This is a genomic window from Olleya sp. 1-3, from assembly GCF_002836085.1.
Classification (GTDB): domain Bacteria; phylum Bacteroidota; class Bacteroidia; order Flavobacteriales; family Flavobacteriaceae; genus Olleya; species Olleya namhaensis.
In genome coordinates this window covers 346,550-371,512 of record NZ_PJBW01000001.1, presented here as the reverse complement: position 1 = coordinate 371,512, position 24,963 = coordinate 346,550, and the positions used below count along the sequence as shown (strand labels likewise).

Below are 24,963 nucleotides of genomic sequence, written 5' to 3'. Positions count from 1 at the left end.
TAATTTTTAATTTTAGACAAGATAATAACAATATTATGGTTGTTAAATTTATTTCAAAACAATCTGTAATAATTAATTTCTGGTGTTAAAATATTATTAAATAGAATTAATAGAGTCCTTAAATATTTTTGATTGAAAGCTTTAATGTTTATTTTTGATAAAATTGAATATTAATATTTAAAACATACAATCATGGCATTTGAATTACCAAAATTAAAATATGCGTATGATGCATTAGAACCAAATATCGATGCACGTACAATGGAGATACACCACACTAAGCACCATAACGGTTACACAACTAAATTAAATGCTGCTATAGAAGGAACTGATTTAGAAGGAAAATCTATCGAAGATATTCTTGCTAACTTAGATATGAAAAATATGGCTGTTAGAAATAATGGTGGAGGTTTTTATAACCACTCATTATTTTGGGAAGTTATGAATCCAGAGGGAAAAGGACGTTTGTCAGGAGATTTAAAAGATGCTATTGAAGCAGCTTACGGATCTTTTGAAGCTTTTAAAGATGCTTTTAGTAAAGCAGCAGCAACACAATTTGGTTCAGGTTGGGCTTGGTTATGTGTGCATAAAGGAGGTAAGGTTGAAGTATGTTCTACTCCAAACCAAGACAACCCATTAATGCCAGGTGTAACTTGCGAAGGAACTCCAATCTTAGGATTAGATGTTTGGGAGCATGCTTACTACTTAAACTACCAAAACAGAAGACCTGATTATATTGATGCTTTCTTTAATGTAATTAACTGGAACGAAGTTGAAAGACGTTACGCAGAAGCTAAATAAGCTTTTAAAACGTTTATAAAATATAAAAGCAGATTCATTTGAATCTGCTTTTTTTTATGCTATAAATTGTATGTTTTGCTTAATTTTTGGCAAATAAAAAAGGAGAACGAGAGTTCTCCTTTTTTGCCCCAAATCTACCATGAACTTAACCTACTTATGTTATGGTAAGCTCAAATATAACGACAATTAAATTGACTTGTTGTATATTATGGTTAAAACGTAAATATAATCGGTTAACTGATTTGATGTAAGAAAATAGCTTGGTTTAATAAGCACGTTCTTTATTTCCTTCGTAAAAATTAATAAATGCTCTGTTAACCACTCTGTTACCTCCAGCAGTTGGATAATTTCCTGTAAAGTACCAATCTCCTAAATGATCAGGGATGGCTTTATGTAAATTAGATACTGGTTGAAAAATAATTTCTACTTCCGCCTTTACTGATTCGTCTGTTAATAGCTCAGATATTTTAGCCGAAATCTGCTCTGTAGTAAACTGATCGTATATTTCGTTTACAAAATTCTTAACATCTTTATCTGCTAATGTTTCTTGTGCTTTACACCTGTGGTACACTTCTTCTACTAAGTCATACTTACCGTTTTCTTTAAGTAAGGCTAAAGCAGCGTTAAAAGCAACTAAAGTTTCTAGATTAGCCATGTCAATACCATAGCAATCAGGAAAACGTATTTGTGGTGCTGAGGATACAATTACAATCTTTTTAGGATGTAATCTGTCCATCATTTTAATAATACTCTTTTTTAAGGTTGTACCACGCACAATACTATCATCAATAATAACCAAGTTATCTGTTGGTTTGATAACACCGTAAGTGACATCGTAAACGTGTGCAACCAAGTCATCACGACTACTGTCTTCCGTAATAAAGGTTCTTAGTTTTACATCCTTTATAGCTATTTTCTCGATACGAGGTCTTTCTTTTAAAATAGAAGTCACTTCATCTGCAGATAATTTTCCATTACCGTTTAAAATAGCCTTTGTTTTCTTTTCATTTAAATGCTCTTCTACAGTTTCAATCATTCCGTAAAATGATGTTTCTGCTGTATTTGGTATGTATGAAAACACCGAGTTTTCTGTGTCATTATCAATTGCCTTTAAAACTTTAGGCATTAATAGGCGCCCCAACATTTTACGCTCTTGATATATTTCGGCATCACTTCCTCTTGAAAAGTAAATACGCTCAAAACTACATGATTTGCGTTCTAAAGGTTCTAATATTTTTTTAATTGAAACAGCACCGGATTTTTTAGAGATTAAAGCATGACCTGGGGTTAACTCCTTAACATCATCAAACTCTACATTAAATACCGTTTGTATTACTGGACGCTCTGAAGCGACAACAACAATCTCGTCATCAGTGTAATAGTACACTGGGCGTATTCCTGCAGGATCACGAAGCACAAAAGCATCTCCATGTCCAATTAAACCAGCCATAGCATAGCCACCATCCCAGTTTTTTGCAGCACGTCTTAATATTTTAGCAATTTTTAAACGTTCTGCTATTAATGGAGAGCACTCATGCTTACCATAACCTTCGTTTTTAAGTTCTTTATAAATTTTACTTACCGCATCATCTAAAAAGTGACCTATTTTTTCCATTATAGTAATGGTGTCCGTATATTCTTTTGGGTGTTGACCAAGATCGACTAAACTTTGAAAAAGCTCTTTAACATTAGTCATGTTAAAGTTACCAGCTAAAATAAGGTTACGGTGCATCCAGTTATTTTGTCTTAAAAAAGGATGAACACTTTCTACACTGTTTTTACCAAAAGTACCATAACGTACGTGACCTAATAAAAGCTCGCCTATATATGGAATATGCTTTTTTTGAAGCGCAACGCTATCTTGGTATTCTGGATGATCTGCTAATTCTTTATTAATGCGGTCATTAATTTGAGCAAAAATATCCTGAATAGGTTGTTGTGCGATAGAGCGTACACGGCTAATGTAACGTTCTCCTGGTAATGTGTCCATTTTAATACTTGCAAAACCAGCACCATCTTGACCGCGATTGTGTTGCTTTTCCATCATTAAATACATTTTATTTACACCATAAAATGCACTACCATATTTCTCTTTGTAAAATTCTAACGGTTTACGTAATCTAATAAGTGCAATTCCGCACTCGTGTTTTAAAGCATCACTCATTGTTGTTGTGTTGTGAGTTGTTTTATTAAAATAATAAAAATAAAAAACGCGCTCATAATTATGAGCGCGTTAGTTTATGTTAATTCTATATCGAACTGTGTCAGTTTTTTAAACTCCAGCAAACGTTTGTTGACTTCCTCTTTTTTCAAGGTTACCATGCGCTCTGTTCCAAATTTCTCCACACAAAAAGATGCTAAAGTAGATCCGTAGATTACTGCGTTTTTCATGTTTTCAAAACTAATATCTCCAGTGCTTGCTAAATATCCAGCAAATCCACCAGCAAAAGTATCTCCAGCTCCTGTTGGATCAAAGACTTCTTCTAATGGTAAAGCAGGTGCGTAAAACATATGGTCATCATGGAAAAGTAAAGCACCGTGCTCTCCTTTTTTAATAACTACATATTTTGGTCCCATTTCATGAATCTTTCTAGCAGCAACTACTAAACTGTATTCTCCAGTTAATTGTCTTGCCTCTTCATCATTAATAGTAATAACATCTACATTTTTAATTACTGAAATTAAATCATCTAAAGCGATGTCCATCCAGAAATTCATAGTGTCTAAAATAGCTAATTTTGGCTTTTTAGTCATTTGGTCTAAAACACCTTGCTGTACTAAAGGGTGTAAATTACCTAACATCACGATCTCTGCATCACGATAATTTTCAGGAACTACAGGATTAAAATGCTCTAATACATTTAATTCTGTAGCTAACGTATCACGAGAGTTCATGTCATTATGATATTTTCCACTCCAGAAAAAGGTTTTACCGTCTTTTACAATTTCGACACCTTCAATATTTACGTTTCTTTCTGTTAAAAGATCTAAATATTCCTGAGGAAAATCTCCTCCAACAACAGATACTGCTGCTTGATCTACATTAAAGTTTGCTGCAGACAACCCTATATATGTTGCTGCTCCACCAAGAATTTTATCGGTTTTACCAAAAGGGGTTTCTATAGCGTCAAATGCTACTGTACCTACTATTACTAACTTGCTCATAAATGGCTTTAAAATTTAGTGCAAACTTACGTAAAATATATTCTGTAAAAAAGTGGAATCTATTGAAAGAAACGCTAATTATTTTCGACCAAAATCTGCAGGGATTTCACCCCAAGCTTTGGTTTCCCATTTAACTATCGTGGTTTTATAATCGTTTTCTTTTAGCCAATTAACTGCGCGGTCTACTAAATCGTACACCGGTTTGTTTTTTGCGTTACGTTCTAGTTTGCTATTGCACGTTTTTTTGCGCACCCAACTCATAGCGGTTTTAGAGTCTGTATATATAAGTAAGTCGCTATTATGTTTTTTTAAAAAACTTAAGCCATGTACTAAAGCTAAAAATTCGCCAATATTATTGGTGCCTTCAGCAAAAGGACCTTGTTTAAATAGTTGTTTTTTAGATTTTGTTTCTACGCCACGATATTCCATTATCCCGGGATTACCAGAAGAGGCTGCATCTACAGAAATAGAATTATAATTTGGACGCCCAATTTTTTTAAGCTGTTCATGGCTTAACTCGCTTTTAAAGCCTTCCTTTTTTCCAATGTAGTCAAAGTAATTTCCTTTTAAGGCGGCTTTGGCAGCGTCAAACGTAGCAAAGGATTTGTATTGCGCTCCAGGATAATCTTTGATTTGTGCTTTGCAATCATTCCAGGATTCAAAAACGCCTTTATGATGTCCTTGCCAAACGGTGTAATATTTTTTCTTCTTTTTACCCATTTTTTAATTTCCGCTCAAGCGAAAACGGTATTGTTTTATCTTAAATCAGTTAAAGTTATACTATACGCTGTATAAAGTACTTTGATTAGAGTTGATCTACTAACTTAATAATTTATTTACGACTTCCGGAAAATGTTTCATTTCTAATTCATGAATCTTTTCTGCGACGTCCAAAGCTGTATCTGAAGCTAAAACCTCACATTTAGCCTGAAAAATAACAGCGCCTTCATCATAATGTTCGTTTACATAATGTATTGTGATCCCTGTTTCTGTTTCTTTATTAGCTACAACAGACTCGTGCACATGCATTCCGTACATGCCTTTTCCTCCAAATTTTGGCAATAATGCAGGGTGTACGTTTATAACCTTGTTTGGGAAGTGCTTTAGGATGTTTTCTGGAAATTTCCATAAAAAACCAGCCAATACAATTAAGTCTGGTTGGTTAACTTTTAATAGGTTTAAGACATCATCTGTTGCTGTAAAGGCTGTTTTGTTAAACGATAACCCGCTAACTTTTAGTTTTTTACAGCGATCTAAGACTTTGGCATGAGGATTGTTAGTTAATACCTGAATAACAGACGCATTGTCTCTATTTTGAAAAAACCTTATTAAATTTTCAGCATTACTTCCGCTACCGGACGCAAAAATTACTACACGTTTCATTTTCTATTTTCAATGTTAAATTCTTCAAACAAAAAAAGCAATAATTATTAACAATTACGGGCTAAAATCGAAATTCTTCGATTTAAATAATTAAATTCGTAGCACATTTTTAAAGTAAACGTGTGTTTTAAAATAAAGTTTTTTATTTTTGCCCCTTAATTAAAACTAAAAAAATTAAAATTATGTCAGACATTGCATCAAGAGTAAAAGCGATTATCGTAGACAAATTAGGTGTTGATGAAAACGAAGTTGTAACTGAAGCTAGCTTCACGAACGACTTAGGAGCAGATTCATTAGATACTGTAGAATTAATCATGGAATTTGAAAAAGAATTCGATATCCAGATTCCAGATGACCAAGCAGAGAACATTGCAACAGTAGGTCAGGCTGTATCTTATATTGAAGCTGCTAAATAAGCACAATATTTATGGAACTTAAGCGAGTAGTAGTTACAGGGTTAGGAGCGTTAACGCCAATTGGAAACACTAAGGACGAGTATTGGTCTGGTCTTATTAGTGGTAAAAGTGGTGCCGCACCTATTACATATTTTGATACTGAAAAGTTCAAGACAAACTTTGCTTGCGAGTTAAAAAATTTCGTGGCAACTGATTTTCTAGATAGAAAAGAAGCCCGCAAAATGGACAGGTTTACGCAGTACGCAATGGTCGCATCTGATGAGGCTATTGCGGACTCTAAACTAGACTTAGAGACCGTTAACAAATTAAGAGTTGGTGTTATTTGGGGCGCTGGAATTGGTGGTTTAGAAACATTTCAAAATGAAGTGTTAAATTTTGCTGCTGGTGATGGTACACCTAGATTTAATCCATTCTTTATCCCTAAGATGATTGCAGACATTGCACCCGGAAACATTTCTATTAAGAATGGTTTTATGGGGCCTAATTACACAACTGTATCTGCATGTGCTTCTTCTGCTAACGCAATGATTGATGCCTTAAACTATATACGTTTAGGACATTGTGATGTTATTGTAACAGGTGGTAGTGAAGCAGCAGTGACAATTGCTGGAATGGGAGGATTTAATGCTATGCATGCTTTATCAACTAGAAACGAAAGCCCACAAACAGCATCAAGACCTTTTGATGGTACACGTGATGGTTTTGTTTTAGGTGAAGGTGCCGGAGCAATTATTCTAGAAGAATATGAGCACGCAAAAGCAAGAGGCGCAAAAATATATGCAGAGGTTTTAGGAGGCGGAATGTCTTCTGATGCTTATCATATGACAGCACCACATCCGGAAGGAATTGGTGTAATAGCAGTTATGAAAAACTGTTTAGAAAATGCTGGTTTAAAACCAGAAGATGTGGATCACATCAACACACACGGAACATCTACACCTTTAGGTGATGTTGCCGAGTTAAAAGCGATTAAAGAGGTTTTTGGCGATCATGCTAAAAACATCAATATAAATTCTACAAAGTCTATGACTGGTCACTTGTTAGGTGCAGCTGGTGCTATTGAGTCTATTGCTGCTATTTTAGCAATGGAACATGGTATTGTTCCGCCAACAATTAATCACGTTACACCAGACGAAAACATAGATTCTGAATTAAACTTGACACTTAACACCCCACAAAAAAGAGAGATTAAAGTTGCTATGAGCAATACTTTTGGATTTGGAGGTCACAATGCTTGTGTATTGTTTAAAAAATTAGATTAAGTTTTTAAATGAAAAGAATTCGTAACATATTTAATTCCCAATCTAATCAAGATGGGAATTTTTTTATTGCTATTTCTAAGATTTTAAAATTTAAACCTAAGACTTTAAAGTTTTATCAGACTGCCTTTACGCATCGTTCCATGAACATTAAAGATGACAAAGGGCATATTATTAATTACGAACGCTTAGAGTTTTTAGGAGACGCTATGCTTAGCGCTGTTATTGCACATCATTTATACATGGAAGTACCAGGTGGTGATGAAGGTTACTTAACTAAAATGAGATCTAAAATTGTAAGTCGAGAGCATTTAAATGAACTTGGTAAGGATTTAGGATTAATTAAATTAGTAGAAAGTAAAATACCTAAAGGCCAATTTGGCGATAATATCCATGGTAATCTTTTTGAAGCTTTAATTGGAGCCATTTATTTAGATAGAGGTTATAAAAACTGCGATAAATTTATCCAAAAGCGCGTCATTAATCCTTACGTTGATATCGAGAAATTAGAAGGCAAAGTAATTAGTTACAAAAGTCTGTTGATTGAGTGGTGTCAAAAAGAGAAAAAAGTATTTGATTACAATGTGTATGAAGATACCGGTAATGACGATGTTAAACATTTTTCTGTAAAATTATCTTTAGACAAAAAAGTTATAGCTAAAGCTAGAGCAACGTCTAAGAAAAAAGCAGAAGAAAAAGCATCAAAACGTGCTTACTTTGCATTACAATCTCAAATCAATAAAGCAGGATTTATTTAAATAAATCTACAACGCTTTAATTCTTATTATTCAGTACTTTACTATAACGTTTTCGTAATAATTTCATGTTAAGATTACGTAAAACACACCAATACTTAGTGTTTAAATGCTATATTTACATTTAATTTTGTAATTAAAATGGCTATTCGAAAACTCTCTTTAGACGACTTTTTAGAAGAAGAGCATTACGCATTAATTGGAATTCATTGCGTAATAGAAGATTATAGATTAGCATTTTTAATAAACAGAGCATTGGATATTACTCTTAAAAGGAGAAAGGATGATATTACCAATCCAAGTTTAAATACAAATTACGCGCTTTTTGAGTGGTTTGACTGCAAACAATTAACTACATACCATTTGGTAGCTAATACATGCAAGGTGCAATATACTAACTTAGAACAGCAATCAAATTCGTTATTTGGAGAAGACACTTCGGGAGCAACTAATTTTTATTTGCTACCAGAGTATAAGAAAGTCAATTTCTTGCTTAAAATCGAAACCGAATTTCAGAATAAAGAAAAAATCATTTTAAATAACATTCTAAAGATTCCACAAGTTGCTACAGCTTACACAATAGATGTAGACACCTTAAAATCTAAAGACAACTTAATATTCAACTAATGCCAAACAGAAAAAAGACCAAAATCGTTGCAACTCTAGGACCTGCAACCAGTAGTAAAGAGGTATTAAAAGGTATGTTAGACGAAGGAGCTAATGTATTCAGAATCAACTTTTCTCACGCAGATTATAAAGACGTTGAAGAACGTGTACAAATGATTAGAGAACTAAACGAAGAGTTTGGTTATAATGCATCAATTTTAGGAGATTTACAAGGTCCTAAATTACGTGTTGGTGTCATGAAGGGTGAGGTTGTTGTTAATCCAGGAGACGAAATTATTTTTGCTACTGGAGAACGTTTTGAAGGGACCAAGGAGCGTGTTTACATGACTTACGATAAGTTTCCTCAGGATGCAAAACCAGGAGAACGTATTCTATTAGATGACGGAAAATTACATTTTGAAGTTATATCTACAGATGGTGTGTCTGAAGTAAAAGCCAAAGTAATACAAGGTGGACCACTTAAATCTAAAAAAGGAGTTAACCTGCCTAATACAAACATATCACAACCTGCATTAACAGAAAAAGATATCGAAGATGCTATTTTCGCATGTAAGATTGGAGTAGACTGGATGGCATTATCATTTGTGCGTCATGCAGAAGACTTAATGCAATTAGAAGAGTTAATTAAAAAACATAGTGATCATAAAATTCCGATTATAGCTAAGATTGAAAAACCAGAAGCTGTAGAAAATATCGATAAAATTGTAGCTTATTGTGATGGTTTAATGGTTGCTCGTGGAGATTTAGGAGTAGAAATCCCTGCAGAGGAAGTGCCATTAGTACAAAAACAATTAGTACTTCGTGCTAAGCGTGCTAGAATACCAGTAATTATTGCCACTCAAATGATGGAGACAATGATTACAAGTTTAACACCAACACGAGCAGAAGTTAACGATGTTGCAAACAGTGTAATGGATGGTGCAGATGCAGTAATGTTATCAGGAGAAACAAGTGTTGGAAAATATCCGGTAGAAGTCATTCGCCAGATGTCAAATATTATTAAAAGTGTAGAAGATTCAGACTTAATTAAAGTTCCGCAATCGCCACCACATATCCGTACTAAGCGTTATATCACAAAATCTATATGCTATCACGCAGCGCATATGGCAAACGATATTAATGCAAAAGCAATATCTACATTAACAAATAGTGGGTATACAGCATTCCAAATTTCGGCTTGGAGACCAAACACACATATCTTAGTATTTACTTCTAATAAGCGTATTTTAACGCAGTTAAGTTTGCTTTGGGGTGTTACTGCATTTTTCTATGATAAATACGTAAGCACCGACGAAACTATAGAGGACGTAAATGCAATAGCTTGTAAAAAAGGATTCTTAGAAGTAGGCGACATGTTAATTAGTTTAGCAGCCATGCCAATTCAAGATAAAGGAATGGTAAATACATTAAGAGTAACAGAAATTGAAAGTTGTAACTTTTAATCTTTAGGGCGTTACCACAAGGGTCGCGCTGTCACTACTCGCTCTCTGCGAGGAGCTCAGACAAACCGTTCCATCCCTAACGCAAAATAAAGGCTAGTAAAATAAATTAAAACCAGTTATAGAGATATAGCTGGTTTTTTGTTTTAAAACACTTACAAGAAGTGTTAAAAAAGTATCAAATCCATGCTTTTTTTAGTTTAATACGTAATGATTTTGTAATTTAATCTACTAAACCCTAAAGATTAAACAACATGAGAAACCTAGCGATACAAACAATAGAAAAAGAAGAGATTAAATATTTAAAGTTTCCTAAAGAAGAATTACTAGCATCTAAAACAGAAAAAGCAGAGCGTTGCCTAACGTTAACTAGAGCCATGGTTTTAGGAAACATAGAACACGAAAAAGTACGCATCTTATTTGCAGATAACGAAGGTTTAAAAAGGGTAAATACTACTATTTGGGGTGTGACAGAAAAATATGTAATTTTAAAAACGTCCACTATTATTCCGTTAGAACGTATTTTGTCCGTAGCCTAAAATCTAAAACTTAATTGGACACTAATGGCTTTGTCCTCTTCTGTCTTTTTTGGTTTTTTCACAGTATTTAAATTAGATAAAGAAATACCTAGTAATCGTACCGAGTTGCTCATCTTTTCTTGATACAACAAATCCTTTGCAGTTTCTAAAATTACAGCAGCATCAGCCACAAAATAAGGCAGTGTTTTACTGCGTGTTTGAAGTGTAAAGTCGCTATATTTTATTTTTAAAGTAACCGTTTTTCCTGCTACTTTACTTTTACTTAAACGCTTGGCAACTTCGTCAGCAATAAGTTGTAGTTTTTCTAGCATAAACACTTCAGAAGATAAGTTTTCATTAAATGTACGTTCTGCAGCTAGGCTTTTCCGTATTTGGTTCGGTTTAACCGGACTATTATGGATGCCTCTTACAATATAATAATATGAGGTGCCTGATTTACCAAAATTTGATTCTAAAAATGCAAGCGATTTAGACTTTAAATCTAATCCGGTATAGATTCCTTTTTGGTACATTTTTTCGGCGGTAACTTTTCCAATACCGTAAAATTTTCTAATATCTAAAGCTTCTAAAAAGTCTAAAACTTCTTCTGGATTAACTACTTTTTGACCATTAGGCTTATTATAATCACTGGCAATTTTTGCTACAAATTTATTAATGCTAATACCTGCCGATGCGGTTAGTCCAACTTCGTTAAAAATTCGTGTTCTAATTTCTTCTGCAAGCATGGAAGCACTTGGATGTCCTTTTTTATTTTCCGTAACATCTAAATACGCTTCATCTAAAGATAAAGGTTCTACTAAATCTGTGTAGTCATAAAAAATTTTTCTAATGCGGTTAGAGATTTCTTTATAACGTTCAAAATCTGTTTTTACAAAAATAAGATGGGGGCACAATTTTATAGCTAAGCGTCCAGACATGGCGCTTTTTACACCAAATTTCCTGGCTTCATAACTTGCTGCGCTAATAACACCGCGTGGTCCGCCACCACCAACAGCAATAGCTTTACCAATTAATTCTGGATTATCCATTTGTGCAACAGACGCGTAAAAGGCATCCATATCCACATGAATAATTTTTCTTATTGGTAAATCGTTTTGCATCTTGTAAATTTACTAATTCCTACGCAGGCAGTAATCTCAATAAAAAAAGAATATTAATAATCTATAAAAATAGTTCCGTGATCACGGAAAGTGAAAATGATAGAAATAGAACGTAAATTTTTAGTCCAATCTAATGCTTTTAAAGATCAAGCTTTTAAACATAGCAGAATTGTTCAAGGGTTTTTAAGCACTCATAAAAAAAGAACGGTTAGAGTGCGCTTAAAAGGTGACGACGGTTTTTTAACAATAAAAGGAGCGTCTTCTAGTAGTGGTTTATCACGGTTTGAATGGGAAAAAAGTATTCCAAAAGAGGAAGCTGAGCAATTACTACAATTATGCGAAGAAGGTGTTATTGATAAAATACGTTACGAGGTAAAAGTGGACGGGCATATTTTTGAAGTTGATGAGTTTTTTGGAGATAATAAGGGCTTAGTCGTAGCAGAAGTAGAGCTAAATTCTGAAACCGAACAGTTTACTAAGCCAAGCTGGTTGGGTCAAGAGGTAACAGGAGATGTTAGGTATTATAATTCGCAATTAAGTAATAACCCATTTATTACTTGGAATAAGGCGTAGTGTTGGTGTGCCATTTATTTAGAAATGGTAATCTTTCGTTTTAGTTCATTTCCATAATTATCAACAACAATAATGGTGTGTGGGCCTACTTCAGGTATAATGGCAATATCATGTATATCTGTAGTCTGACCAATATACGTTTGGTCTATATACCAGAATAGAGTACTGCTTTTTTCAGAATGGGCTACTTTTAAAACCAACTCATTAATCGTTTCATTAAAGTCTTTTGGTAAAAAGATGGTACTTGCATTTTTAGGGTAAATAAATTGCATGTTGACATCGTCATGTCCTAAGCAATCTGCTCTAAAAGGTGGTAAAGGTTTGTAAAAAGGATTCTTTTTTTTGTAATAATACTCCACTAAAGGTGGCAGTATAAACCATGATTTAGTATGGATGCCACTTAAATCTTCGCAAGACGTATTAACCTGAAATGATCCTGTATTATCCACATGTATTAAGGTGTGATATGGACATGGTTTTGTTTTTAAACCACTTAATTGGATGTGTTGTAATTCGGTTTCTTGACAATTAACAGAAGCTCTGTAACCACTAACACTGCAAATATCGACCTCTTGCATTTCATCAAACGGTTTTTTAAACCATTGACTATTGGGTAGTAAACTAAAAACATCAAATAATATAGGGGCAGCAGCTTGGACACCTACTAAACCAGGTCGTCCTTCTCCATCTGCATTACCAACCCAAACACCAACAACATAATCTTTGGTAGTTCCAATTGCCCAAGCATCCCTAAAACCATAACTTGTTCCTGTTTTCCAAGCAATTTGTTTTGAGTTGTCAAAAAACTGCCAATTATCGTCACCTTCAGGTCTGTTGACTTCTTTTAAACTTTGATATGTTAAGTATATTGATGCTGCATCAAATACTGTTTTTTCGTTAGATTTCTTACCAAAATCTATCGTTTTGGAAGCAAAATACGTGGGTTCACAAAATTCATTAGAAAAGTATTCGCTTGATGTGTCGTTAAAATGATTGATTGTGGAAGAGAAGGCAGCATAACTTTTACATAAATCCCAAAGGTTACTTTCTGCACCACCCAAAATTAATGATAAACCATAGTGATTGGCATTGTATCTAATATCTTTTAGGTTTAAATCTTTTAAGTAATGATGGAACCGGTCCAAACCAAACTCTTGTAACATTCTAACAGCGGGCACATTTAAAGATCTAGATAATGCACGTTTTGCAGGTACAGCACCATCAAATGTTTTATTAAAATTTTCTGGAGAGTAGTTTCCAAATTGAGTGGGGATATCAACCACTAATGTGTTAGGTAAAATATCACCTGCATCTAACATGGCAGCATATAAAAATGGTTTTAAAATACTACCCGTACTTCTTGGTTTATTGATAATATCCACACTGTTTTGGTGTTTGTTATCTGTTGGAGAATTACCAACATAAGACAGTACTTGTCGTGTTTTAACATCTAAAACTAAAACGGAGATATTGTAAATTTCGTTTTGTTTTAATGTGTTATAATGATTTAAAACAATGGTATTTACTTGCTCTTGGAGTTGTTTCTTTATTGTCGTTTTTATGCGCTCTCCTTTATTTGTTTTTGAAATGGTTTGCAATAAATGAGGTGCTATTTGTGGTAGCGCATAAGGTTTTTGCGGTAAACCTTCAGCAATAGATAAATTGTATGTTAATTCATCTATAGTTTTATTGTCTACTAATTTTTTAAGTAATCGGTTTCGTTTTTCTAATAATCGCTTTTGATTTTTCCCTGGATAAATTAAGCTTGGTGCGTTAGGTAAAACTGCAAGTGTAGCGCTTTCGGCCCAAGATAAATCGTTAGCATTTCTATTAAAATAACGCCAAGAAGCAGCATCAATTCCAACTACATTTCCGCCAAAAGGTGCATGACTAGCATATAATGCTAATATTTTTTCTTTACTATAGCGTAGTTCTAAACGTGTGGCTAAAATAAGTTCTTTTAATTTTTCTAAATAAGTTCTAGATTGACCTTGTCTAGATAGTCTAATAACTTGTTGTGTAATAGTGCTTCCACCGCGTTTTACATGACCAGAACTAACATTTTGTTTGAGCGCTTTTACAATTGAAATAGGATTAAATCCCGGATGTTTGTAAAAGTACTCGTCTTCAAAAGCAATGATGCAAGTTTTAAATTTTTCTGGAATACTATCGCTTTCCGGAAAACGCCATTGCCCATTTTTTGCTATTTGTGCACCAAGTAAAACGTTTGTATTACTGGTTATTACGGTTGCTGTTGGATTTTTAAAAAGTTGCTTAGGTAAGCAGAGTAAATACGCTAGTAATAGCGCTAAAAGCACTACGGATTTGATCTTGTTTTTTTTAATAAAGTTAATTAACCTATACATAAACACTACAGAAGTGGTTTAGTTGCTTTTATAATTGTGAATTTAAATAAATACATTTATACTTGATAAGATTATTTAAATAATAAACGTGAAAAAGTACTTTAAGACTCTTAAAACAATCATAATTTGCGTTGCTTTTTTTTCTACAAAAATCGCGATAGCACAATTGGGATTTTGTAATGGAAATTCTGGTGACCCTATTTTTACGGAAAATTTTGGAGTCGGTACAGGTCAAAGTGCTTTACCAGCAGGAACAACAACTTATGCCTACGCTAACGGAGCAGAACCAAATGATGGGTTTTACACTGTAAGTAACACTACTAATTATTTTGATTGGTTTACAATTCCTGATCATACGCCTGACGATACTAACGGGAAAATGCTGGTAATTAATTCTGATTTTACGTCTGGCGAATTTTATAATACTCCAATTAGCGGGTTATGTGTTAATACGACTTATGAGTTTTCGTCGTGGTTAGTAAATATAACGCCTTCTACCGGCTTTTGTGGTGCAAATGCAATTCCGATAAATGTCAGTTTTGAAATTTGGGATAACACGGATACTAATCTTTTAGCTTCAGGAAGTACAGGAGATATTGGCAGTACTACAACGCCCAATTGGATGCAATTTGGTTTGGTGTTTCAGACATTGCCTGGTCAAACCTCTGTTATTTTAAAAATGAAAAATAATGGTGTCGGTGGTTGTGGTAATGACTTGGCTATTGATGATATTGTTTTTAAAAGCTGCGGTGATAATATTACTATTAGTGATGCGTCTAATAATGCCACCGTTAATTTGTGTAGCAATCAAACACCGTATGGCACTAGCTTAACTGTAACGCCCGATAATACTGTTTTTAGTACTCATTTTTATCAATGGGAAGAAAGTAGTGATGGGACAATATGGTCTGATATTATTGGAGAAATTAATCAAAACATTACTATTTCTGGTATTAATACAACGACGTATTACAGAGCAAAAGTTGCGCAGTCTGCAGCCAATGTCAATAATAGTTCTTGTAATGTGGTTTCAGAAGTTTTTGAAGTGGTTGTTACTGATTTGGGAATAGCTCCAACTTTGGCATGTTGGGAAACGGCTACTATAAATACAACAACCTGTAGTTGGGATATTACAGGGACACAACCTATAGCTCCGACAGGTTTAGCGTGTTGGGAAAGTACTACGTTTAATACGGTAACTTGTAGTTGGGATATTGCAGGTGTACAACCTAATCAGCCTGTTTTGGCATGTTGGGAAAGTGCAATTTTTAATACAACATCTTGTACTTGGGATGTTTTTGGTGATCAACCTATTGATAACCAAGAAGAATTTTTAACTTTATGTCAAGGAGAAAACATAAGTCTTCAAGCGCTTACAGCCATAACTAGTCCAACTTACCTTTGGGGTGCAGGAGAGATAACTTCTTTTTTAGAGGTTGGTACAGCAGGTGTTTATGCTGTTCAAGTGGAAAATGGGTGTTTGAGTACTATTATAACGTTTACAGTAACACAAATTGAAATTCCTATTATAGAATCTGTGGAGTCCATTGAAAGTGCCATTATAGTTAACACTAGTAATATTGGTGATTTTCAGTATTCTGTAGATGGTGTTAACTACCAAAATTCAAACGTGTTTAGTGATATGGAAGCCGGTCTATATACTATTTATGTTAAAGGTAATAATTGTACAGATGCTGTAACCACTCGTTTTTTACACTTTTACGTCCCTCAGTTTTTTACACCAAATAACGATGGTTATCATGATACCTTCGATTTAAAAGGTATAGCACATTTTGAGACATCAGAAGTGTATCTTTTTGATCGGTTTGGTAAGCTTCTAAAAAGCACAAAAAACGCACCATTCGCTTGGAACGGTACGTTTAATGGAAGTCCTTTACCAACATCAGATTACTGGTATGTTTTAATAATTAATGGGCAACGTCGTGTTGGTCATTTTACTTTAAAACGTTAATTTTTTTACCACTTTCGTGGGAATATATTATTTCTCCACTACAATCCATTGTCCTTTATTTCTAACTAAAAACGTATTGTCATACATGGCTTCTGCTTGTAATCCTGGTAAATAATATTGACCTAAATACGATGCGTTAAGCATGACATTAAAGGTATTCGTTTTTTTCGGACCTAAGTCAAAATAGAAATTAACACGATCGTCTCTAATGTCTGTAAATCTTGCTTGGCTTGTTGTAGACGCTCCAAAAGCTGTAAAACGGGTGTTTACTATTTCCCAACCTGACGGAAAAATTTGTGTCAACGCAACATCATTAACGCTATAATCTTTAGTATTGGTTACTTGGACTGTTGCAACAAAGTCTTGACCTTGTTGTAGTTTTGAGATGTCAATTCTATTACCTTTTAAATCCTTATAAATAACGTTTGTAGTAAACCCTCTTTGCTCAACTAGTTCTTGACCTAATGGTAGCTTTCCAGAGTTTAAAATACGGACGTAAACAACATTTTCTCTTTCGTTTTTAATGGTTACATTGTTGCTGCCATCATTAACTATTAAAGGACGTTGTGCAATGGCGTTTTTAGTGTCTATCGTTTCTGTTTTACCATTAATAGTATAGCTTAGCTTCATTGCTTTACCGCCATTAGCATTAACCATTTTAGCCATTGCTAATAAGCTATAAGCTGTAGTTTGTGTGCTCATCCAACGTTGACTAGACAGGTCTCTTGCTATAGTTTCGGATAAATCCTTAGCGCGTTTGTCTTTAGTTAAAATCATAGTTTCTAATGCCATGGCTCTGTTTCTGTCAGCAGAACCGTAAGTGTAGTAATTGTATTTTTGTGCCTTAAAATTAATGTTTGCAGTACTAGATACTTTATTACTAGCTTCGACTTGACCGGCTAATGCATAAGCTGCTGCTAGACGCCATTTGGCTTCGTTAGAAATTTCTGAAAATTCGCGTAAGCGATTCATAGCTCCTAAATCAGCGCTTCCGGCTAATGCTAAAGTGTATAAACGATAGGCTTGCGCTAAGTCCGAGTTATATGTTTTGTAGCTTGGTCTCCAACTTTGTGCAGCTTGTTTTTGGTATTTAATCCAATTACTTTTAAAAGTTAATGGTAGTACAAATCCTTTTTTCTCAGCTTCTAATAAGAAGTGCCCGGCATAACTGGTTCCCCAATCGTTAGCGCTACCTTCTCCAATCCAATAACTCATACCGCCATTTGGTCTTTGAAAATGACCTAAACGTTTGATTCCGTTTTCTATGTTAGTTTGTATTTCTTGCTTTTTATTAAACGGTAAATCAAAAATGTCTTGTAAGAATAACTGTGGAAATACACTAGACGTCGTTTGCTCCACACAGCCATGAGGGTACTGTATTAGGTACTGTAATCTTCTAGTAAAATCCATTGGAGGCAATGTTGAAAACTCAACACTAGCACTATTTGTGCCGACGACACCAAAGGTAGTAAAATCTATTGTTTTTGACCCATTTGGATCTAATGTCGCGTCTAAACTTTTAGAAGATATCGGATTTACATTTTCGACATCTATCTCTACTTTATAAGTTGACGACTCACCATTTCCAGTCGCAATAACTTCTACTGTATTTACGCCTTTTGCTTTACTAACGTCTAATTCAAAATAAGTCATTTGCTCATCTGGACGGGCAAAAGTCAATGCTTTGGATTGGTCTCCAACAACTGTAATTCCGTTGCTTAATTTTAATTTAATGGATACGTTTTTTACATTAGGTTCCATTGCAAAAACGGTAACTGGTAGTGTTACTTTTTCTCCTGGACTTAATTTTCTTGGAAGCGTTGCTAATACCATCAATGGTTTTTTGACTTGTACAGATTTGTCAGTACTTCCATATGCTTCAGTCGTATTATTACCAGCAACAACCATTGTTCTTACTGCACCAACGTAATTTGGCATTTTTATTTTATGTGTTTTTCTTCCACCAGATTCTAATTTAAATGGTCCAAAGAATTTAACGACAGGTTTAAATCTGTTTGCTTTTTTGTTTTTTCCATCAGCAGCATTTCCATCACCTCCAATAGCAAAAACTTGTTCTATGCTTCCGCTATAAGCACCTATAACATCATCAAAAACATCCCAGGTTTTAACACCTAAAGCTTCTCTTGCATAAAAGGATTGCCATGCATTTGGTGTTTTAAATCGTGTTAAGTCTAATAAGCCTTCTTCCACCATAGCAATAGTATAGGTCATGGCTTTGTTGTTTTTTTCTGAGACAAATACTTCAAATTCTTGTTCAGGTTGCAACACACTTGGCATTCTAATTTCTGGTTCTAATATCGTATTTGGATCTTCTACTAATAACGGAATAACACCAAATAAACGCAACGGTAAATCGTTGGCAACGGAAGCGTGTGGTTGTAGTAATGAGATGTTGATAAATACATTTGGAGCCATATCCTTTGTAATAGGGATATCTACAGTAGTTTCTCCTTTTTTTGTTTTTACCCATGTAGTTTGTAAGACTTCAGATCCGTTTTCTATACTAACTAAAGCACGACCTTCTGTACCTGATGGGAATGTGATTTTTGCAGTTTCGCCAACATTATAATTTTCGTTATCTGCAGCAAACACTAGCATTTTAGCAGCTTCTTTGTCTCCAGAAGGTTGACGTTTCCACCAGTCTTTATAAAAGTATGCTGTACGCCCTGTCATATGGCCCGAAATAGGATCTTTTATGGTGATATAATAACGTCCGCCTTCGTTTTCTGGTACTTTGATGTCAAACGATGCTTTACCGCTAGTACTAGTATTTACTTTACTATTTAAAAAAGGCTTGTGATAGCTGCTAGAGGTGTATTGTGATAGGTTGTCGTAAGACGAGTTCCACCACCAACGCCATTCAATTTTATAGACTTTTATTTCTAAATTATTACGCTTAATTGGGTTTCCTTGGTCGTCTACTGTTACTAAATCAAAGGTGTGGTTTTCATCTGTAAAAAAGGAACCGTAAGCTTTTCCTTTAGGCGATTTTAAACCAACAAAAGAGTTATAGGGTGCATATGGCATTGTAAAAGCATCCATAGAAAAGTCACCTCCGTTTTCAAATGCGCGAACTAAAAACTGTGCGTTTAGCATTCCTGGTGCATCTTCTCCAATGCTTAAGTTTTTGGTTACATCTGCCAAGCCTTCTGCATCTACTTTACCATCAAATATGGTAATTTCTTCTGTGTTAAATTTTTTGGAAGGGTCTCTAAATTGGTAGTCTTCGTAATTTTTAAAACTAGAATAAGAGGTTGTAAATTTAGCTTTTATTTCTGTTTTTACATTTTTAGCAGGTGCGCCATGTAGCCAGTTTACTGCTAGTTTTCCGTTTAATGGTGCGTTAGATTTAAGTACTTTATCTTCAAAATCTATTTTAATTTTAAGTCGGTTTGGTTTTACAGTTTCGACTTTAAGTCCTTTGTAAAATGTAGCACCACCTACACTGATTTTAGCATTCCAATTTCCGGTTTTATCTTCGGTTGCAGTCGGAATATTAAATTGGTAAAAATTATCTACGCCTTGATTAGTGATATTTTTAAATGCAAGTTTTCCATTAGCATCGGTGACTTCTAACTTTACAGGATGCTCTTTTGGAAGTTTATTTGCGATGTCATTTAACATAAAAGTTAAATGAATAGAATCTCCTGGTCGCCACACACCTCTTTCTGTATATATATAACCTTTAAGCCCACGCTGTAATGTAGTTCCTGAAACATCATATTTACTTAGTGACAGTGAGTTTCCGTCACGTAATTTCACGTAAGTGGTATTATTACCTTTAGACACAATTGCAAAAGCAGCAAGCTTATCTGTTTTAAGTTTTGCTAACCCGTCACTATCTGTAGATGTTGAAGCTAATTCTTGTTGTTGGAAACTGTAAAGTGTAATTTTTGACGCAGGTTCCGGATTAGTATTCAGGATGTTTGTAATAGCAAAATGATAGGTGTTACCAGCTCCTTTTTTTACAATAGCTCCTAAATTAGAGCCTATTAAATTTTGCGAAATAACCTTATTGTTATAAAAGGCATCATTACAAGGGTTGTTGCGCTCTCTCCAATTGTAGTTGTTATTGCGGTAGCTGTAAGTGATGTTGTCCCAATATTCTTCTTCTTTTAAATCTTCGTCTTCCGTATCTGTATAGGTGTAGTCGCCATCACCGTAATAATCGTCGTAATAATAGTCGTCTTCATAATAATCGTCCTCGTCATCATTACTACTAACATTGGCATTAGCATCGCAATCGTATAAGGAGTATGCTTTTTTATAATCTAATTCTACACGGTAAATAGATCCAGGATCTGATTTGATGTATTTAGAAAGGTCAACGCTATAGGTTTTCCATTTACCATCATTTTCTACAGGGTCTTCAATAAGTGTTATTGTGTGTTTTGCGATACGTCTACCAACGCGTCTTATTTGATTAGAATTACTGCTCTCTAAGTTATTGTCTTGTAAAAACTGAAGAACATTATCTTCATAGATTTTAATAATTCTGATATCTACTGCGCTTAAGTTAACCGCTTCAAAATTGAATTTTAAATCTTGCGAATTAGGTAGTATTACACCACTGTTTACTAGTTTAACTTGTGGTTTAACATCTTCAAACGCAATGGTTTCGCTAAAAGGTGTTTTTAATTTATAATCGTCTGTATTTTTTATTCCTTGAAAAACATCAACTTGTACATTACCTGTGATTTTAGATTCTGGGTACGCTTTTAAAACGTTTCCATTAACGATAAATTTTGGGTTTTTACTATTCTGAATAGTCACTAAGCCATCAAAATTTTGTTGTTTTTTTATAGGGTCAGAAAAGTTTATTGACAAGTATTGCTCTGGCGTTTGAACTACGTTTACAGACAAAATACTAAAATTGTTTTTTCCAGGAATTGGGAATGTGTTTTCTCCAGAGTTATCTGCTTTGATTGATTTTCCATTCCATTTTACAAGTATTTCCGTGTCTTCAACTAAGCGATTAATACTATCTATTTTGAATTCGAAATATTTAGAAGGCATGCTTTTTTCATTCCATTCTATTTTTAAATCCTTGCCTTGTTGTGTCGCAGATATCAATTGCTTGGCTTGCTGTAACGTAATAACATCTGAAGATTTTGCTACTCCTAAAAGGTATTGCCATTCTTTAGAATAGGATTGTAAGTCGTTAGTTTGAATATTAAAATTAGGCGTAATAGTTTTAAATTGGAAAGTGTATTTACCAAACTCTGAAGGAATAGAGTTGTATAACTCGCCCAAATTAATAGTAACTGTATACTCCGTGTTAGCGTCTAAATTTTCATCCGGAATAAAACTTATGGAATGACTATTAGCCACAAGTGCTTTACCTTCTACATGCGGAGAAATACTAAAAATGCTATTGTCTAACGCTTGTTCTGGTTCCCAACCTTCAACATCCTTTGCAAGATTTATTTTGATATTATCTGCAATAGAGACACGTCCAGAGGTGGTATAACTAATATAATCTCTAAACTTAAAAAGGTTGTTGGTTTCGGTGTCTTTTTGTTTACAAGAAAGAGCTAGTAAAAAAATAATAAGAATGGTAAATAGCGATTTTGGTTGCATAGAAGTTGACAATTTATAGGGTTAAAAAAATTAACGAGAAGATACTTGTTAATTTAATTACGTTTGGTTTTTGATTATTAGTGCTTTAGAGTGTGTTAAAGTTATGGTAAAATATAACTTCGAGGAGTAAATTTAAGACTAAAATTCAAAAATTAAGGCTTAAATTTAATCGAATTTTAAATCAATTTTAACCTAATAAAAGTCGTAAAAAATCGATGAAATATTAGTATATTGGCTAAAAATTAAATAATTCGTAAAAATCATTATAATATGCAAGCAGTTTCAGCTGATTTCGGAATAAAAGAAGCCTTAAAACAACTAGGTTTAAAAGATATAAATGAAGGAACATCGACAGGTTTAAATAACTTTGGAAGTGGAGAGTTAATTGAATCTTACTCGCCAACAGATGGTAAATTAATAGGAAAAGTATCTACAACAACTAAAGCCGATTACGAAAAGGTAATCACTAAAGCAACAGAAGCTTTTAAAGGTTTTAGAGCAATGCCAGCACCACAAAGAGGTGAGATTGTAAGACAATTTGGAAATAAATTAAGAGAGTTAAAAGAACCTTTAGGAAAGTTAGTCTCTTATGAGATGGGTAAGTCTTTACAAGAAGGATACGGAGAAGTACAAGAGATGATAGACATCTGCGATTTTGCAGTAGGGTTATCAAGACAACTTAACGGGCAAACAATTCCGTCTGAGCGTCCAGGACACGTTATGCGCGAGCAGTGGCACTCTTTGGGTGTTGTTGGAATAATCTCAGCATTTAACTTTCCTGTAGCAGTTTGGGCTTGGAATACGGCTTTAGCGTGGGTTTGTGGTGATGTGTGTATTTGGAAAGGTTCAGAAAAAGCACCACTTTGCTCAGTAGCTTGTCAAAACATTATTGCATCAGTTTTAAAAGAAAACAATTTACCAGAAGGTATTTCGGCAATTATAAATGGAGACTATAAAGTAGGAGAATTTATGACAACAGATCATAGAATTCCGTTAATATCTGCAACAGGATCTACTAGAATGGGACGTATTGTTGGTGCAACAGTAGCAGAGCGTTTTGGAAAATCGTTATTAGAATTAGGAGGAAACAATGCCATTATTATCACACCAACAGCAGATTTAAAAGTAGTTGTTCCTGGTGCTGTATTTGGTGCAGTTGGTACTTGTGGTCAACGTTGTACATCTACAAGGAGACTAATCATACACGAATCAGTTTACGATAAAGTAAGAGATGCTATTGTTGGTGCTTACGGGCAATTAACAATTGGTAATCCATTGGATCAAAAAAATCATATTGGACCGTTAATAGACAAAGACTCTGTAAACACGTATTTAGCTGCAATTGAAAAAGCAAAAGCTGAAGGTGGTAAAGTATTAGTTGAAGGTGGTGTTTTAGAAGGTGAAGGTTATGAGTCTGGATGTTATGTTAAGCCAGCTATTATTGAAGCTAAAAACGATTTTGAAATCGTACAATCAGAAACATTTGCTCCAATATTATATTTAATTAAATATTCTGGTGATGTAGAAAATGCAATTGATACTCAAAATGGTGTTGCGCAAGGATTGTCTTCTGCAATTATGACTAACGAGTTGAAAGAAGCAGAAAAATTCTTATCCTTTGCAGGATCTGACTGTGGAATTGCAAATGTAAACATTGGAACTTCAGGTGCTGAAATCGGTGGAGCTTTTGGAGGAGAAAAAGAAACAGGTGGTGGACGTGAGTCTGGATCTGATGCTTGGAAAGTATACATGAGAAGACAAACAAATACAGTTAATTACTCAGACGAATTACCTTTAGCTCAAGGTATTAAGTTTGATTTATAATATTTTTTTCGCTTTCGCGGAACTAAAGCCACATCGAAAGATGTGGCTTTTTTATGTTTTAAGGTCTCAAATTGTGTCGTTTATCGATTTTTTTCGGCTAAAATTAGTTTTAATCATAATAAATGTTAAAAGGTTTTTAAATTTTTAATAACTTGATAGTCATTAACTTAAAAACCAAACCATAATGAGTAAAAAAACCGGTTATCTTCTAGGTATTTTGCTGACTATTATTCTAGGTACAATTCTGTACTGGTTTTTCTGTTGTAATTGTGATACTGGAACTGCGGATGCAGATGCCAATTCTAAAGCCAATACAATAGAAACTAAGAGTGAAGTTCCTGCAAAATTAGATACTACCATGAATGCATTTGCTATAAGCGATGCAAATGGGAATTTAAGTTTTGATATTAATGATAATATTAATTTCAAAACATCAGACTATCATTACATAGAACCACTATCAGTTGAGGTGGACAATGGATTGACAAAACTTGTAGATTATTTAGGGACAAACCCAGATAAGTCTATTGATATTACTGGACATTTTAGAAGTGATGAAACAAATACTTCTGCTTTTCCTAACCTTGGATTAGCACGTGCTAATACTGTTAAAAATTATTTAATCTCAAAAGGACTGTCGTCTAAAAACATAAATACGTTTGGTAGACTAGATGATAATTTTATAGCAGATAGTAATGCCGTACTGCATGGACCATTGGGCTATAGTATTAATACCATGACAGAAGGTGATAGTAGTGAAACAGATGCGTTAAAAGCATTAGGAGAGGCTATTAAAGCAGATCCTTTAGTTTTATATTTTAACACTGCAGAAGCATCTATTTATTTAACAACAGCGCAACGTCAAAAAGTAGCAGATATGGTGAGGTATACGGATAAAGTAGATGGCGCTTTACTTAGTGTGACAGGTTATACGGATAGTAGTGGAAGTAGAACAACTAATGTTAGACTTGGACAAGAAAGAGCTGATTTTGCTAAAAGTTATTTAGTAGAAAATGGCATTGCTGCCAATAAAATTAATAGTGCATCAAAAGGACCGGACTCGCCAATTGCTAGTAATGCAACGGAAGAAGGTAAAGCAAAAAATAGACGCGTTGTCGTAACCATTAACTAACAAAAATTAAA

At 34.2% G+C, this 24,963-nt stretch carries 18 protein-coding genes; 11 read left to right on the top strand and 7 right to left on the bottom strand.

The features are described from left to right. Window positions 1-192 precede the first annotated feature (192 nt). Window positions 193-801: a superoxide dismutase gene (locus tag CXF54_RS01610; RefSeq protein WP_090836898.1), complete on the top strand. Its 609-nt coding sequence runs from the start codon at window positions 193-195 to the stop codon at window positions 799-801. 265 nt (window positions 802-1,066) lie between these two features. Here the strand turns inward: CXF54_RS01610 and CXF54_RS01605 are convergent, their stop codons facing one another. The 4 genes from CXF54_RS01605 to CXF54_RS01590 all read right to left on the bottom strand — a co-directional run bounded on the left by CXF54_RS01605 (window position 1,067) and on the right by CXF54_RS01590 (window position 5,349). Beyond that, complete coding sequence (locus CXF54_RS01605) at window positions 1,067-2,965, bottom strand: hypothetical protein (protein ID WP_101202173.1); 1,899 nt, start codon at window positions 2,963-2,965, stop codon at window positions 1,067-1,069. Window positions 2,966-3,039: 74 nt separating this feature from the next. Beyond that, window positions 3,040-3,966: a PfkB family carbohydrate kinase gene (locus CXF54_RS01600; protein WP_101202172.1), complete on the bottom strand. Its 927-nt coding sequence runs from the start codon at window positions 3,964-3,966 to the stop codon at window positions 3,040-3,042. A gap of 78 nt (window positions 3,967-4,044) precedes the next feature. After that, a complete protein-coding gene (locus CXF54_RS01595; RefSeq protein WP_090836888.1) occupies window positions 4,045-4,686 on the bottom strand; it encodes a viroplasmin family protein in 642 nt (213 codons plus the stop codon). Between the two features lie 99 nt (window positions 4,687-4,785). Beyond that, window positions 4,786-5,349: a phosphoribosylglycinamide formyltransferase gene (locus CXF54_RS01590; RefSeq protein ID WP_101202171.1), complete on the bottom strand. Its 564-nt coding sequence runs from the start codon at window positions 5,347-5,349 to the stop codon at window positions 4,786-4,788. A 182-nt stretch (window positions 5,350-5,531) separates the two neighbouring features. Here CXF54_RS01590 and CXF54_RS01585 point away from each other — a divergent pair, with 182 nt between their 5' ends. The 6 genes from CXF54_RS01585 (at window position 5,532) to CXF54_RS01560 (ending at window position 10,384) form a co-directional block, all read left to right on the top strand. Further along, entirely contained in the window at window positions 5,532-5,765 is a 234-nt protein-coding gene (locus CXF54_RS01585; protein ID WP_013869581.1) for an acyl carrier protein, read from the top strand. 11 nt (window positions 5,766-5,776) lie between these two features. Further along, a complete protein-coding gene (fabF, locus tag CXF54_RS01580; protein WP_090836884.1) occupies window positions 5,777-7,027 on the top strand; it encodes a beta-ketoacyl-ACP synthase II in 1,251 nt (416 codons plus the stop codon). A gap of 8 nt (window positions 7,028-7,035) precedes the next feature. Next, window positions 7,036-7,782, top strand: a complete 747-nt coding sequence (gene rnc / locus CXF54_RS01575) for a ribonuclease III (RefSeq protein ID WP_101202170.1) — start codon at window positions 7,036-7,038, stop codon at window positions 7,780-7,782. A 138-nt stretch (window positions 7,783-7,920) separates the two neighbouring features. Further along, window positions 7,921-8,406: an IPExxxVDY family protein gene (locus CXF54_RS01570; protein ID WP_090836881.1), complete on the top strand. Its 486-nt coding sequence runs from the start codon at window positions 7,921-7,923 to the stop codon at window positions 8,404-8,406. Then, a complete protein-coding gene (gene pyk, locus CXF54_RS01565) occupies window positions 8,406-9,848 on the top strand; it encodes a pyruvate kinase (RefSeq protein ID WP_101202169.1) in 1,443 nt (480 codons plus the stop codon). The genes CXF54_RS01570 and pyk overlap by 1 nt, the downstream gene beginning before the upstream one ends. A 251-nt stretch (window positions 9,849-10,099) precedes the next feature. After that, complete coding sequence (locus CXF54_RS01560; protein ID WP_090836878.1) at window positions 10,100-10,384, top strand: hypothetical protein; 285 nt, start codon at window positions 10,100-10,102, stop codon at window positions 10,382-10,384. On the opposite strand, the gene dinB is transcribed toward CXF54_RS01560, so the two are convergent. Then, window positions 10,381-11,484: a DNA polymerase IV gene (dinB, locus tag CXF54_RS01555; RefSeq protein ID WP_090836877.1), complete on the bottom strand. Its 1,104-nt coding sequence runs from the start codon at window positions 11,482-11,484 to the stop codon at window positions 10,381-10,383. The genes CXF54_RS01560 and dinB overlap by 4 nt on opposite strands. A 96-nt stretch (window positions 11,485-11,580) precedes the next feature. Here dinB and CXF54_RS01550 point away from each other — a divergent pair, with 96 nt between their 5' ends. After that, window positions 11,581-12,057, top strand: a complete 477-nt coding sequence (locus CXF54_RS01550; RefSeq protein ID WP_101202168.1) for a CYTH domain-containing protein — start codon at window positions 11,581-11,583, stop codon at window positions 12,055-12,057. Window positions 12,058-12,071: 14 nt separating this feature from the next. Here CXF54_RS01550 and pbpC read toward each other — a convergent pair whose 3' ends face one another. After that, window positions 12,072-14,423, bottom strand: coding sequence for a penicillin-binding protein 1C (pbpC, locus tag CXF54_RS01545; RefSeq protein WP_101202167.1), 2,352 nt, complete (start codon window positions 14,421-14,423; stop codon window positions 12,072-12,074). Between the two features lie 166 nt (window positions 14,424-14,589). Between pbpC and CXF54_RS01540 the strand changes: the two genes are divergently transcribed. Continuing rightward, window positions 14,590-16,395 carry a T9SS type B sorting domain-containing protein gene (locus CXF54_RS01540; protein WP_101202166.1) on the top strand — a complete coding sequence of 602 codons (1,806 nt, stop codon included), beginning with the start codon at window positions 14,590-14,592 and terminating at the stop codon, window positions 16,393-16,395. Window positions 16,396-16,422: 27 nt separating this feature from the next. On the opposite strand, the gene CXF54_RS01535 is transcribed toward CXF54_RS01540, so the two are convergent. Further along, window positions 16,423-21,996, bottom strand: coding sequence for an Ig-like domain-containing alpha-2-macroglobulin family protein (locus CXF54_RS01535; protein WP_101202165.1), 5,574 nt, complete (start codon window positions 21,994-21,996; stop codon window positions 16,423-16,425). Between the two features lie 270 nt (window positions 21,997-22,266). On the opposite strand from CXF54_RS01535, the gene CXF54_RS01530 reads away from it, so the two are divergent. Continuing rightward, on the top strand, window positions 22,267-23,820 hold the full coding sequence (locus tag CXF54_RS01530) for an aldehyde dehydrogenase family protein (RefSeq protein WP_101202164.1): 1,554 nt from the start codon (window positions 22,267-22,269) through the stop codon (window positions 23,818-23,820). Window positions 23,821-24,004: 184 nt separating this feature from the next. Then, window positions 24,005-24,952: an OmpA family protein gene (locus CXF54_RS01525; RefSeq protein ID WP_101202163.1), complete on the top strand. Its 948-nt coding sequence runs from the start codon at window positions 24,005-24,007 to the stop codon at window positions 24,950-24,952. Window positions 24,953-24,963: the final 11 nt, after the last annotated feature.

Excerpts from the sequence above, each read along its gene's own strand:
- CXF54_RS01610 (WP_090836898.1), top strand. The coding sequence starts at position 193 with ATGGCATTTGAATTACCAAAATTAAAATATGCGTATGATGCATTAGAA.
- CXF54_RS01605 (WP_101202173.1), bottom strand. The coding sequence starts at position 2,965 with ATGAGTGATGCTTTAAAACACGAGTGCGGAATTGCACTTATTAGATTA.
- CXF54_RS01600 (WP_101202172.1), bottom strand. The coding sequence starts at position 3,966 with ATGAGCAAGTTAGTAATAGTAGGTACAGTAGCATTTGACGCTATAGAA.
- CXF54_RS01595 (WP_090836888.1), bottom strand. The coding sequence starts at position 4,686 with ATGGGTAAAAAGAAGAAAAAATATTACACCGTTTGGCAAGGACATCAT.
- CXF54_RS01590 (WP_101202171.1), bottom strand. The coding sequence starts at position 5,349 with ATGAAACGTGTAGTAATTTTTGCGTCCGGTAGCGGAAGTAATGCTGAA.
- CXF54_RS01585 (WP_013869581.1), top strand. The coding sequence starts at position 5,532 with ATGTCAGACATTGCATCAAGAGTAAAAGCGATTATCGTAGACAAATTA.
- fabF (WP_090836884.1), top strand. The coding sequence starts at position 5,777 with ATGGAACTTAAGCGAGTAGTAGTTACAGGGTTAGGAGCGTTAACGCCA.
- rnc (WP_101202170.1), top strand. The coding sequence starts at position 7,036 with ATGAAAAGAATTCGTAACATATTTAATTCCCAATCTAATCAAGATGGG.
- CXF54_RS01570 (WP_090836881.1), top strand. The coding sequence starts at position 7,921 with ATGGCTATTCGAAAACTCTCTTTAGACGACTTTTTAGAAGAAGAGCAT.
- pyk (WP_101202169.1), top strand. The coding sequence starts at position 8,406 with ATGCCAAACAGAAAAAAGACCAAAATCGTTGCAACTCTAGGACCTGCA.
- CXF54_RS01560 (WP_090836878.1), top strand. The coding sequence starts at position 10,100 with ATGAGAAACCTAGCGATACAAACAATAGAAAAAGAAGAGATTAAATAT.
- dinB (WP_090836877.1), bottom strand. The coding sequence starts at position 11,484 with ATGCAAAACGATTTACCAATAAGAAAAATTATTCATGTGGATATGGAT.
- CXF54_RS01550 (WP_101202168.1), top strand. The coding sequence starts at position 11,581 with ATGATAGAAATAGAACGTAAATTTTTAGTCCAATCTAATGCTTTTAAA.
- pbpC (WP_101202167.1), bottom strand. The coding sequence starts at position 14,423 with ATGTATAGGTTAATTAACTTTATTAAAAAAAACAAGATCAAATCCGTA.
- CXF54_RS01535 (WP_101202165.1), bottom strand. The coding sequence starts at position 21,996 with ATGCAACCAAAATCGCTATTTACCATTCTTATTATTTTTTTACTAGCT.
- CXF54_RS01530 (WP_101202164.1), top strand. The coding sequence starts at position 22,267 with ATGCAAGCAGTTTCAGCTGATTTCGGAATAAAAGAAGCCTTAAAACAA.
- CXF54_RS01525 (WP_101202163.1), top strand. The coding sequence starts at position 24,005 with ATGAGTAAAAAAACCGGTTATCTTCTAGGTATTTTGCTGACTATTATT.